Annotated in this window: 2 protein-coding genes; both read right to left on the bottom strand. The window is 75.0% G+C overall.

The features are described from left to right. Positions 1 to 6,641, bottom strand: a 6,641-nt coding sequence (locus ASC82_RS07340) for a type I polyketide synthase (RefSeq protein ID WP_079039193.1), incomplete at its 3' end; no start/stop codon positions are given. 113 nt (positions 6,642 to 6,754) lie between these two features. Next, positions 6,755 to 13,780: type I polyketide synthase (locus tag ASC82_RS07345; protein WP_277914780.1), on the bottom strand; the 7,026-nt coding region annotated here is incomplete at its 5' end. Positions 13,781 to 13,853: the final 73 nt, after the last annotated feature.

Below are 13,853 nucleotides of genomic sequence, written 5' to 3' on the forward strand. Positions count from 1 at the left end.
GCCCCGGCGACGTATGCGGCGGCGATCTCGCCCTGCGAGTGCCCGATGACGGCCTGCGGCGTCACGCCGTAGTGCTGCCAGACCCGAGCCAGCGACACCATGACGGCGAAGGTGACGGGCTGGACGACATCGACGCGCTCCAGTGAAGGCGCGCCCTCCGTCTGGCGGACGACGGCTTCGAGCGACCAGTCCACGTACGGGGCGAGCGCCTTCTCGCACTCGGCCATCGCCTCCGCGAACTCCTCCGATACGTCGAGGAGTTCGGCGCCCATCCCGGCCCACTGCGTGCCCTGGCCGGGGAACACGAACGCCACCCGACCGACGCCGGAGGCGACACCCCGGACCAGGCCCTCGGGAGCGGCCAGCGCCGTAGCCAGGTCGTCCTGTCCGGTCCCGATCGCGACGGCCCGGTGGTCGAACCGGGCACGTCCACCGGCGAGTACGCGGGCGACCGCGCCGGGGTCGACGTCCGCACGAGCGTCCGCGAACGCGGCGAGCCGCCCGAGCTGCGCGTCCAGCGCGCCCGGGGTCTTCGCCGACACCACCCACGGCACGACACCGCCGGCCGAAGGCTCGACGGCCGGAGCCGCCTCGGTGACCGGGGCTTCCTCGAGCACCACGTGCGCGTTCGTGCCGCTGATGCCGAAGGAGGAGACGGCCGCGCGGCGCAGTCCGCCGTCGGTCTTCTCCGGCCACTCCATGGCCTCGGTGAGCAGCTCCACCGTGCCCGCCGACCAGTCGATCTGGTCCGACGGCCGGTCCACGTGCAGGGTCTTCGGCAGGACGCCGTTGCGCATCGCCTGGACCATCTTGATGATGCCGGAGACGCCGGCGGCGGCCTGCGTGTGTCCGATGTTGGACTTCAACGAGCCGAGCCACAGAGGCTGTTCGGCGTCCCGGCCCTGGCCGTAGGTGGCGATGAGGGCCTGCGCCTCGATGGGGTCGCCGAGGCGCGTACCCGTGCCGTGGGCCTCGACGACGTCCACGTCGTTCGGGGTCAGGCGGGCGTCGGCCAGGGCGCGCCGGATGACGCGCTGCTGGGACGGGCCGTTCGGGGCCGTCAGGCCGTTGCTCGCGCCGTCCTGGTTGACCGCGCTGCCGCGGACGACCGCCAGGACCCGGTGTCCGTTGCGTCGCGCGTCCGACAGGCGCTCGACGAGGAGCATGCCGACGCCCTCCGACGGGCCGAACCCGTCCGCCGACGCGGCGAACGCCTTCGACCGGCCGTCCTCCGCGAGACCGCGCTGCCGGCTGAACTCCACGAAGGTCGTGGGCGTCGACATGACCGTCACGCCGCCCGCGAGCGCCAGCCCGCACTCGCCCTTGCGCAGGGCCTGCACGGCCAGGTGCAGGGCGACGAGCGACGACGAGCACGCCGTGTCGACGGTGACCGCCGGGCCCTCCAGGCCGAGCGAGTACGAGACGCGGCCCGACATGATGCTGGCCGCGTTGCCCGTACCGACATAGCCCTCCAGGTCCTCGGTGGTGTTGCGGAGGAGAGGCTCGTAGTGGGGGCCGTTGGTGCCCGCGAAGACGCCGACCTGCTGCCCTTGCAGGGATGTCGGGTCGATCCCGGCGTCCTCGACGGCCTCCCAGGAGGTTTCGAGGAGGAGGCGCTGCTGCGGGTCCATGGCGAGGGCCTCGCGGGGCGAGATCCCGAAGAAGTCGGCGTCGAACTCACCCGCGTGGTCCAGGAAACCGCCGGCGCGGCAGTACGTCCGTCCGGAGGCGTCCGGGTCGGGGTCGTACAGCCCCTCGACGTCCCAGCCGCGGTCCTCGGGGAAGCCGGAGATTGCGTCCCCGCCGCCTGCGACGAGCCGCCACAGGTCCTCGGGCGAGGCGACGCCGCCGGGCAGGCGGCACGCCATGCCGACGATCGCCACCGGCTCGTCGGTGACGCCGTTGTCCGCCGGGAGCGACTCGGCGGCACCGGCCTGCTCGCCCAGGATCTCCGCGAGGAGGAAGTCGGCGAGCGTCCGGGGGGTCGGGTAGTCGAAGACCAGGGTGGCCGGGAGGGCCAGGCCGGTGGCGTTCTTGAGGCGGTTGCGGAGTTCGACCGCCGTCAGCGAGTCGAAGCCGAGGTCACGGAAGGCCCGGCTGGTGTCGACGGCCTCCGGGGAGGGGTGGTTGAGGACGACGGCCAGGTGCTCGCGCACCAACTCCTGGATACGACGCTGCTGTTCGGCTCCGGACAGGCCGCCGAGCTCCCGGCCCAGGAGGGTGTCGTCCGAGGTGGTCGTCGTCTGCTGCTCGTCGAGCGCGCGGCGCGCCTCGGGCAGGTCGGCGAGGAGGGTGCTCGGCCGGGCCGTGGCGAAACCGGGGGCGAAGCTCGCCCAGTCGACGTCGGCGATCGTGACGGCGGTGTCCCCGTGGCCGAGCGCGGTGTCGAGGGCGGTGAGCGCCGTCGCGGGGGAGAGGGGGCGCAGGCCGAGGCGGCGCAGCCGCTCGCCCGTCGCTCCCTCGGTGACGGCGGCGCCCTCCCAGGGGCTCCAGGCCACGGAGGTCACGGTGGGGCCGCCTTCGGCCCGGCGCCGGCCGGCGAGGGCGTCGAGGAAGGCGGTACCGGCGGCGTACGCGCCCTGCCCGGCGCCGCCCCAGATCGCGGCGACGGAGGAGAAGAGGACGAGGACGGGCGGACGGTGTCCGGCCGAGGCGGCCTCTCCGGTCTCGCCGGCCTTCGCGGCCTCTCCGGCCTTCCGCAGCAGGGCGTCCAGGTGTAGCGCACCGGCGGCCTTCGCGGTCACGACGCGGGCGAGGGCGTCCGGGTCGGTCGCGGCGAGCGGGTCGGAGCCGACCGTCGGCGGGAGGTGCAGGACGGCGCTGAGCGGGTGCTCGGCGGGGACGTCCGCGAGCAGGCGGGCGGTCGCGTCCGCGTCCGTGAGGTCGCAGGCCACGACGGTGGCCGCGGCGCCCAGGTCCGCGAGTTCGGCGACGAGCTCGGCGAGGTCCGCTTCCACGCCGGTGCCCGTGGTGCCGGAAGGGACGGTGAGGAGGAGATGTCCGGCGCCGTCACGGGCCAGCCGGCGCGCGGCCTCGGCGGCGGCCGGCTCGTCGGCGCCGGTGACGAGCACCGTCCCGTCGGCCTGCCACCACGGCGCGGCCGTGCCGCGGGCGGCGAGGGGGGCGCGGACCAGACGACGGGCGAGCAGCCCGGAGGCGCGTACGGCGACCTGGTCCTCGCCCGTACCGCCGGCGAGGACCGTGACCATACGGTCAAGGGCCGCCCGGTCGGCGTCCGTGAGCAGGCCGGCGTCCTCGGCGAGGCCGGTGTCCGAGGCGAGGCCGGCGTCCTCGGCGAGGCCGGTGTCCGAGGCGAGGCCGGCGTCCTTCGCGAGGCCGGTGTCCGAGGCGAGGCCGGCGTCCTTCGCGCGGCCGGTGTCCGAGGCCAGGCCGATGTCCGAGGGCAGGTCGATCAGGCCGCCCCACCGGTCCGGGTGCTCCAGCGCGGCGACCCGGCCCATGCCCCAGACCATGGCCTGGGCGGGGGAGGTGACGTGGTCGGCCCGGCCGACGGACACCGCGCCCCGGGTGACGCACCACAGCGGGGCGCCGACGCCGGCGTCCTCCAGTGCCTGCACCAGGGTGAGGGTGGCGCCGGTGCCCCGGGTGAAGGGCGCGGGGTGGCCGGGGTGGGCACGCTCGTCCCACGCCAGCAGCGAGACGACGCCCTCGACGGCCGCACCGGCCGCCCGGACCTCCTCCAGCAGCTCCGCGAACCGCTGCCGGTCGCCCAGCGCGGACACGTCCAGCTGTACGGGCTCGGCGCCCGCACCGGCCAGCGCGGCGAGCACCGGGGCCGCCTCGGAGGAGCGCTCCTCGGGGGTGACGACCAGCCACCGGCCGGACAGCCCGGCCCCGGAGGCCTGCTCGCCGGCGGAGAGGCGCTTCCAGTCGAGGCGGTAGCGCCAGGAGTCCTGCACGGAGCCCTGGACGGCGGGGGAGTCGTGGAGCCAGTAGTGGCGGCGCTGGAAGGCGTACGTGGGGAGGTCGGGGTGGGACGTGGCGGCGGGGAGGAAGGGCTCCCAGTCGACGGGGAGACCGTTGGCCCAGGCCTCGGCGAGGGAGGTGACGAGCCGGTCCTGGCCGCCGTTGTCGCGGCGGAGGGTGCCGAGGCCGGTGACGGTCTCGGGCAGGGCCATGGTGAGGACGGGGTGGGCGCTGACCTCGACGAAGTGCGTGAACCCCTCGTCGGTGGCGAGGGTCTCGACGGCGGGGGCGAAGCCGACGCGGTGGCGGAGGTTGCGGTACCAGTAGGCGCCGTCGAGGACGGGGCCGGTGATCCACGCGCCTTCGAGGGTGGAGAAGAACGGCACTTCCGGAGTCCGGGGAGCGAGTCCGGCGAGGACCTCGGCGAGTTCGTTCTCGATGGTCTCGACGTGGGCGCTGTGGGAGGCGTAGTCGACGGGGATGATCCGCGCGCGGATCCTGTCGGTCTCACAGGCGTCGGCGAGTTCCTGGATCTGGGCGGGGTCGCCCGAGACCACGGTCGCGGTCGGCCCGTTGACCGCCGCCACCGAAAGCCCGTCGAGGTTCTCGATCCGCTGCTGAGTGGCTTCCTCGCTCAGGGCGAGGGAGAGCATTCCGCCCTTGCCGGCGAGGTGCGCGGCGATCGACCTGCTGCGCAGGGTCACGACGCAGGCGGCGTCGTCCAGGGTCAGCGCCCCGGCGACGTAGGCGGCGGCGATCTCGCCCTGCGAGTGCCCGATGACGGCCTGCGGCGTCACACCGTGGTGCTGCCACACGCGGGCCAGCGACACCATCACCGCGAAGGTGACGGGCTGGACGACGTCGACGCGCTCCAGAGAGGGCGCGCCCGGCATCTGCCGGACGACGGCCTCAAGGGACCAGTCGACGTACGGGGCGAACGCGGTCTCGCACTCGGCCATCGCGGCGCCGAACTCCTGTGATGAGTCGAGGAGTTCGGCGCCCATCCCGGCCCACTGCGTGCCCTGGCCGGGGAACACGAACGCCACGCGACCGAGGTCCGTCGCCGCGCCGCGTATCAGCCCTTCCGGAGCTGCCAGGGCCTGTACCAGGGCGTCCTGGTCGGCGCCGACGGCGACCGCGCGGTGCTCGAACGCGGCACGTCCACCGGCCAGTACGCGTGCGACCGCACCCGCGTCGACATCCGTACGACCGCCCGCGTACGACGCGAGCCGACCGATCTGGCCGTCGAGCGCGGCCGGGGTCTTCGCCGACACGAGCCACGGCACGACACCGGCCGGGGACTCGACGGCGGGGGTCGCCTCGACAGCGGGGGCTTCCTCCAGGACGACGTGCGCGTTCGTACCGCTCACGCCGAACGACGAGACCGCGGCCCGGCGCAGTCCGCCGTCGCCCTTGTCCGGCCAGTCCATGGCCTCCGTGAGGAGCTCGACCGCGCCCGCCGACCAGTCGACCTGGTCCGTCGGCTTCTCGACGTGGAGGGTCTTCGGCAACACGCCGTTGCGCATCGCCTGGACCATCTTGATGACGCCGGAGACGCCCGCGGCGGCCTGCGTGTGTCCGATGTTGGACTTCAACGAGCCGAGCCGCAGCGGCTGTTCGCCGTTGCGCTCCTGCCCGTAGGTGGCGATGAGCGCCTGCGCCTCGATCGGGTCGCCGAGGCGCGTACCCGTGCCGTGCGCCTCGACGACGTCCACGTCGGCCGCCGTGAGCCGGGCGTCGGCCAGGGCGCGCCGGATCACGCGCTGCTGCGACGGGCCGTTCGGGGCCGTGAGGCCGCTGCTCGCACCGTCCTGGTTGACGGCGGTTCCCTTGACCACGGCGAGGACCCGGTGGCCCTTGCGCCGCGCGTCCGACAGGCGCTCGACGAGGAGCACGCCGACGCCCTCGGACCAGCTGGTGCCGTCCGCCGTCGACGAGAAGGACTTCGACCGGCCGTCCGGGGCCAGGCCGCGCTGGCGGCTGAACTCCACGAAGGTGCTGGGCGTCGACATGACCGTGACACCGCCGGCGAGGGCCATGTCGCACTCGCCCTTGCGGAGGGCCTGCACCGCGAGGTGCAGGGCGACGAGCGACGACGAGCACGCCGTGTCGACCGTGACGGCAGGGCCCTCCAGACCGAGCGTGTACGCGACCCGGCCCGAGGCGACGCTGCCGGAGTTGCCGGTGCCCAGGTACCCCTCGATGCCCTCCGGGACGTCGGTGAGACGGGTGGCGTAGTCGTGGTACATCACGCCGGTGAAGACACCGACCGACGTGCCGCGCGCGGTGGCCGCCGGGATCCCCGCGTGCTCGAACGCCTCCCAGGACGCCTCCAGGAGGAGCCGCTGCTGCGGGTCCATGGCGAGGGCCTCGCGCGGCGAGATGCCGAAGAAGTCGGCGTCGAACTCGCCCGCCTCGTACAGGAATCCGGCCTCGCGGGCGTAGCTCTTGCCCATCGCCTCCGGGTCCGGGTCGTACAGCCCCTCGACGTCCCAGCCGCGGTCCTGCGGGAACTCGGAGATCGCGTCCCGGCCGCCCGCGACCAGCTGCCACAGGTCCTCCGGCGAGGCGACACCGCCCGGCAGGCGGCAGGCCATGCCCACGATCGCCACCGGCTCGCCCGCCTTCGCCTCCAGCTCGCGGAGGCGGCCGCGGGCCTCGTGGAGGTCCGCCGTGGCACGACGCAGGTAGTCGAGGTACTTCTCTTCGTTCACCGTGGACACGCTGTCCCCTTGAGTTCCTGGAGGCGCCCGAGGCGCGCATGACGTGATTCGAGTCGTGGTGCCCGGGACGGGGGTCCGGGCGGGAGGCGACCGTGCGGCAGGGATCAGTCCGTGCTGGGGTCCTGGTCGAGGTCGAGGAGGCCGAAGAGCTCCTCGGCCGAGGCGTTCATGAAGTCCGGCACGTCCGCGCCGTCTCCGTTTCCGCCCCCGGCCCGGTCCTCGGCCTTGGCGCCGTACGAGGACCCGGACTCCTCCGGAGCCCCGGTCCCGGGCGCGGTTCCCTCTTCGCCCGTGACCATCGAGCGCAGGGACCGCAGGTGCTCCAGGACCTCTTCGCCGCCGGGGCCCCCGGAGAGGCCCGTCAGGACCAAGGCGCCTTCCAGGCGGGTGAGTTGAGCGAGGAGCGCGTCCGTGTCGGCGATGCTCCTGGAGGCCGTGGACCCGTTCCCGTCCCCGCTCCCGTTACCTGCGGCGCCGCGCGGCAGCTCGGCGTCCAGGTGGGTGGCGAGGGCGGCCGGGCTCGGGTGGTCGAAGACCAGGGTGGCCGGGAGGGCGAGGCCGCCGGCGGAGTTGAGCCGGTTGCGGAGTTCGACCGCGGTGAGGGAGTCGAAGCCCAGGTCGAGGAAGCCCCGCTCGGCGTCGATCCGGTGGCCGCGGGCGTGGCCGAGCACCTCCGTGACCTCGCCGACGACGAACTCCAGGAGCAGGCGCTGCCGTGCGGACCCGTCCACGGCTGCGGCCCGTTCGGCGAGCGTGGCAGCCGCCGGTTCCTTCGCGTCGGCCGCCGTGCCCGGCGCTCCCTGCGTCGCCGTGGCGGAGGACGCGGCCGGCCGGGGCCGGACGGTCCTGGCGCCGACGACGTCCCGGAAGAGCGCGGGGATTCCGGCCGGGTCGTTCCCGGCCGCGTCCCGCAGTCCGGCGGTGTCGAGCCGCAGGGGCAGCAGGACCGGGTAGCGGCCGTCGCGGAGGGCGGCGTCGAGGAGCGCGGTGCCCTCGGCGTCGCTGATCCCGCCGATGCCCGCGCGGCTCATGCGGCGCAGGTCCGACGTGCCGAGGCCGCCGGTCATGCCGCTCTTCTCGGCCCAGAGGCCCCAGCCCAGGGAGAGGGCGGCGAGCCCGGATGCCTGGCGGCGCCAGGCGAGGGCGTCGAGGGTGGCGTTGGCCGCCGCGTACGCTCCCTGGCCCGCTCCGCCGAAAGCGGCGGCGGCGCTGGAGAACATGACGAACGCGGCCAGGTCGGTCTCGGACGCCGAGGTCAGCTCGTCGAGGAGGAACGCCGCGTCGACCTTGGGGCGCAGGACGTGCTCCACGTCCGCGGCCGTCGTCGACGGAACCGTTCCGTCCGACAGGACGCCCGCCGTGTGGACGACGGCGGTCAGCGGGTGCTCGGCCGGAACCCCGGCCAGCAGCGCGGTCATCGACTCCCGGTCGGCCACGTCACACGCGGCCACCGACACCACCGCACCCAGACCCTCCAGCTCGGTCACCAGCTCCGCCGCGCCCGGCGCGTCCGTACCGCGACGGCTCACGAGCAGCAGGCGCCGCACGCCCCACTCGCTCACCACGTGCCGGGCGACCACTCCGCCCAGACCGCCGGTGCCGCCGGTCACCAGGACCGTCCCCTCCGGGTCGAGCGCCGACGCGTCGGCGCCGGTCTCGGGGCGGACGGCGGCCAGGCGGGCCAGCCGGACGGTGCCGTCGTGCAGGGCGAGCTGCGGCTCGTCGCGGAGGGCGGCCTCGGAGAGCACCGCCGGAAGCGCCCGGTACGACGGGGCGTCGTCGGCCAGGTCGAGCAGGCCGAACCGGCCCGGGTTCTCGGTCTGCGCGGTCCGTACGAGACCCCAGGCCGCCGCGTGCGACAGGTCCTCGCCGCCGTCGTCGGCGCCGGGCCCCTCGGGGTCCCGGACCGCGCCGCGGGTGACGAGCACCAGCCGGGTGCCCGCGAGGTGCCCGTCGGCGAGCCACGCCTGGAGCAGCTCCAGGGTGCGGACCACCGTGCTCCGTACGGTCTCGGCGCCGCCGTCGGCGGGACCCGCGGGCAGCGGGGCCAGGACGGTACGGGGTGCCGGGGCGCCCGCCGCCACGTCCTGCGCCAGCGCGGCCAGGTCGGGGTAGACCCCGACCTCGACGCCCGCGGACTCCAGGGCGGCGGCGACCTTCAGCTCGTCCTTGCCCAGGACGGCCGTCGGCCCGTAGGCCGAGGTGTGCTCGTCCTGTCCGGTGCCCGCGGAGGCCAGGGCGTACGGACGCCAGGCCACCCGGTGCATCAGCCCGCCGACACGGCCGGCCGCCGCCTGGTCGGCACTGACCGGGCGCAGCGTGAGGCGCTCCACGGAGACCAGCGGCCGTCCCTCGCCGTCCGTCAGGGACAGCGAGACGGCGTCCTTCCCCGCGGCTGCGAGGCGGACCCGCGCGGCCGCGGCACCCGCCGCGTGCACGGTGACACCGCTCCAGTGGAACGGGACGCGGACGCGCTCGGGCTCGTCGACGAGGCCGCCGACGGCGATGGCGTGCAGGGACGCGTCGAGCAGAGCGGGGTGGATGCCGTAGCCGTCCGCCGCCGCGCTCGCGGGCGCGTCCGTGGGCAGGGCGATCTCGGCGAGGACCTCGCCCTCGTACCGCCACACCGCGCTCAGCCCCCGGAACAGCGGGCCGAAGTCGAGGCCGTTCCCGTGGAGCCGCTCGTAGAGGCCGTCGAGCGGAACCTCTTCGGCGCCCTGCGGCGGCCAGACCGCCCCGGTGCTCCCGGTGGGTTCGTCGGACCCGGTGGGTTCGTCGGCCCCGGTGGCCAGCACGCCGGTCGCATGGCAGGACCACGGGGTGCCGGCGGGCGCGTCGGCGAGCCGGGAGTGGAGGGAGACGGGCCGTGCGCCGTCCCCGGCCGGTTCGCCGACCGTCACCCGCAGCTCGACGCCGTCCCGCTCGGGCAGCACCAGCGGCTCGCGCAGGGTCAGTTCCCGCACGTCCCGCAGACCGGCGGACTCCGCGGCGTGGGCGGCGAGTTCGACCATCGCGGTGCCGGGCAGCAGGACGCTCCCCAGGACCGCGTGGTCCGCGAGCCACGGGTGGGTACGCAGCGAGAGGCGGCCGGTGAGCAGCAGGCCGTCCCGGTCCGGGAGGCTGACCACGGCGCCGAGCAGCGGGTGGTCGGCGGCGCCCAGGCCGAGGCCCGCGGTGTCCGCCGCGGTGTCGTCCGCCGGGGCGTCCAGCCAGTACCGGTCGCGTCGGAAGGAGTACGTGGGCAGGTCCACGCGGCGCGCCCCGGATCCGGCGAACCAGGCGTCCCAGTCGGGTCCGGTGCCGTGCGCGTGGGCCCTGCCGAGGGCGTCCGCGACGGTCTCGGCCTCCGACCGCTTGCGGCGCAGCAGCGCCACGAGCAGCGGCCGGGGAGCGGCGGCGGAGGCGTCGGAGCCCGCGCCGGAGGTCTCGCCCTCGGTCTCGGTCTCGGTCTTGGCCTTGGCCTTGGTCTCGGGCTCGGCGAGGCCGTCGGCCGCCATGGCCGTGAGGACCCCGTCCGGGCCCAGCTCCAGGCAGGTCCGCACGCCGAGGCCGCGCAGGACGCGGACCCCGTCGAGGAAGCGGACGGTGCCGCGGACGTGCCGCACCCAGTACTCGGGGTCGCACAACTCGTCCGGACCGGCGGCCAGGCCGGTGACGTTCGAGACCACGGTGAGGGAGGGGCGCCGGAACTCCACCGTCTCCAGGACGGCGCGGAAGGCGTCGAGCATGCCGTCCATGTGCGCGGAGTGGAAGGCGTGGCTGACCCGCAGCGTGCGGGTCCTGCGGCCGAGACCGGACCAGTGGGCCTCCGCCTCCCGCGCCGCGTCGGCGTCGCCGGAGAGCACGGCGGCCTCGGGGCCGTTGACGGCGGCGACGTCGAGGCGTCCCGCGTACCGCTCCTCCGACTCCAGCCACGCGCGGATCTCGTCCTCGGCGGCCTGGACGGCGAGCATCGCGCCACCGGCGGGCAGCTCCTGCATGAGCCGGCCGCGGGCGGCGACGAGCAGCGCGGCGTCGGCGAGCGAGAACACCCCGGCGACGTGCGCGGCGGCGATCTCGCCGACCGAGTGGCCGAGCAGCGCGGCCGGCCGTATCCCCCAGCTCTCCACGAGCCGGAAGAGCGCGACCTCCAGGGCGAACAGCGCGCACTGCGTGTACCGCGTCTCGTCGAGCAGCGCGGCCTCCGCACTGCCCTCCGCCGCGAACATCACGTCGAGCAGCGGCAGTTCGAGGTGAGCATCGAGGTGGGCGCAGATCTCGTCGAGCGCCCGGGTGAAGACGGGGTACCGCTCGTACAGCTCACGTCCGGCGCCCGGACGCTGGCTGCCCTGGCCGGTGAAGAGGAAGGCGGTGGAGCCGTTCCGGGCGGTGTCCCGGTGGGCGTGGGCCGAGGTGCCGCCCCGGGCCAGGGTGGCCAGGCCGTCCAGGAACCCGTCCCGGTCGGCGGCGGTCACGGCGGCCCGCTGGGGGAAGGCGGTACGGCTCGTGGCGAGGGCGTACGCGACGTCCCGCAGGTCCACGGGAGACTCGGCGGCGCTCTCGCTCAGCCAGGCGTGCAGGGCGGCGGCCTGGCCGCGCAGCGACTGCTCGTCCTTGGCGGACAGCACCCAGGGCAGGTGCCCGGGGCGGCACTCCACCGGACCGGCGGACGCCTCGGGAGCCGCCTCGACGAGCTCCGGCGCCTGCTCGAGGACCACGTGCGCGTTCGTCCCGCTGATGCCGAACGACGAGACGGCGGCCCGGCGCGGGCCGGTCCCGGACGGCCAGTCGATCGCCTCGGTGACGAGGGCCAGACCGCTGTTCGCCCAGTCCACGTGCGGGCTCGGCTCATCGGCGTGCAGGGTCTTCGGCAGGGTGCCGTGGCGCATCGCGAGGACCATCTTCATGATGCCCGCCGCACCGGCCGCGGCCTGCGTGTGCCCGATGTTGGACTTCACGGAGCCGATGGCGAGCGGCCGCTCCGCGGGCCGCTCCTTCCCGTACGTGGCCTGCAGGCCCTGGGCCTCGATGGGGTCGCCGAGCGCGGTTCCCGTGCCGTGCGTCTCGACGGCGTCGATGTCGCCGGGCGCCAGCCGCGCGTCGGCCAGTGCCTGCCGGATCACCCGCTGCTGCGACGGCCCGTTCGGAGCCGTAAGACCGTTGCTCGCGCCGTCCTGGTTGACGGCGGTGCCGCGGACCACGGCGAGCACCGGGTGCCCGTTGCGCCGTGCGTCCGAGAGCCGCTCCACGAGCAGCAGCCCGACACCCTCCGCCGCGCCGAACCCGTCGGCGTCGGCCGAGAAGGCCTTGCTCCGCCCGTCCGGGGCGAGCGCCCGCTGACGGCTGAACTCCACGAACATGTGCGGCGTCGCCATCATCGCCACCCCGCCGGCGAGCGCCATCGTGCACTCGCCGCCGCGCAGCGCCCGCACCGCGAGGTGCAGGGCGGTCAGCGAGGACGAGCAGGCGGTGTCGACGGTCGTCGCGGGCCCTTCGAGGCCGAAGGTGTACGCGATGCGGCCGGACGCGACGCTGGCCGTGTTGCCGGTCAGCAGGTAACCCTCCACGCCGCGCGGGGCGTTCGGGACGCGGGCCGCGTAGTCCTGGTAGGAGAGGCCGATGAAGACACCGGTGCTGCTGCCGCGCAGCGAGCCCGGCTCGATACCGGCCCGCTCGAAGGCCTCCCAGGACGTCGCGAGGAGCATCCGCTGCTGCGGGTCCATGGCGAGCGCCTCGCGCGGCGAGACGCCGAAGAACTCCGCGTCGAACTCGGCCGCGTCGTGCAGGAACCCGCCCTCGCGGACGTACGCCCTGCCGAGCGCGTCGGGGTCCGCGTCGTACAGACCCTCCAGGTCCCAGCCGCGGTCGGTCGGGAACGGCGTGATGCCCTCGCCGCCCTCGGACAGCATCCGCCACAGGTCCTCCGGGCTGCGGACGCCCCCGGGGAAGCGGCAGCTCATCGCGACGATCGCGATGGGATCGGTGTCGGTGTCGGTGTCGGTGTCGGTGTCAGCGTCGCCGTCGGCGGAGCCCGGGACGAACTGCTGCCGCGATTCCACGGCCCCCGCGGCCCCGGGGGTCTCCTCATCGCCGAGGAACTCGGTACGGAGCAGCGACACGAGCGCCAGCGGCGTCGGGTAGTCGAAGACGAGGGTCGCGGGCAGCTTCAGCCCGGTCGCCCGGGTCAGCCGGTTGCGGAGCTCGACGCCCGCCAGCGAGTCGAAGCCGATGTCCTTGAAGGCCCGGTCGCTGTCGACGTCCTCCGGCGAACGCATCCGGAGCACGGCGGCGGCCTGCGTCCGTACGAGACCGAGAAGGATCTCCGTACGCTCGCCGGGAGCCGCGGCGGCCAGCCGCTCGGCCAGGGGGTTGCCGCCCGCCGAGGGGCTCGCGCCCTGCCCGGCCGCGGCGCTCTCCCGCGCCTCGATGATGCGCCGCACCTCGGGCAGCTCCTCGACGAGGGGCTGCGCGCGGCCGGAGGAGTACGCGAGGTAGAAGCGGTCCCAGTCGATGTGCGCGACGGTGATCGCGGTCTCGTCCCGGCCGAGTACGGACTCCAGCGCGGCCAGGGCGAGTTCCGGGTCCATGCCGGGCACGCCGTGGCTGCGCAGCCGCTCGGCCACCCCGTCGCCGGAGGCCATGCCGCCACCGTCCCAGGGACCCCAGGCCACCGCGACGGCGGTCTGCCCGCGCGCCCGGCGCCGGGCGGCGAGGGCGTCGAGATAGGCGTTGTGCGGGGCGTAGTTGCCCTGGCCGGGGATGCCCAGGGTGCTCGACACCGAGGAGAAGAGCACGAAGGCGTCGAGATCGAGGTCCCGCGTCAGCTCGTCGAGCACCGTGGCACCGACGGCCTTGGCGCGGTGGGCCCGCTGGATCTGCTCCGCGGTCAGCGTGTCCACGATGCCGTCGTCGAGCGCGCCGGCGGTGTGGAGGACGGCGGTGAGGGGGGTGTCGGCGGGGATGGTGTCGAGGAGCGTTCGCATGGCGTCGGGGTCGGCGACGTCGCAGGCGGCGATGGTGACGCGTGCGCCGAGCGTGGTGAGTTCTTCGGTGAGTTGGGTGGCTCCGGGGGCTTGGTCGCCGCTGCGGCTGACGAGGAGGAGGTGTTCGGCGCCGTGTTCTGCCATCCATCGGGCTGCGTGGGTGCCGAGNGAGTTGGGTGGCTCCGGGGGCTTGGTCGCCGCTGCGGCTGACGAGGAGGAGGTGTTCGGCGCCGTGTTCTGC

The organism is Streptomyces sp. Root431 (assembly GCF_001426585.1).
GTDB classification, from domain to species: domain Bacteria; phylum Actinomycetota; class Actinomycetes; order Streptomycetales; family Streptomycetaceae; genus Streptomyces; species Streptomyces stackebrandtii.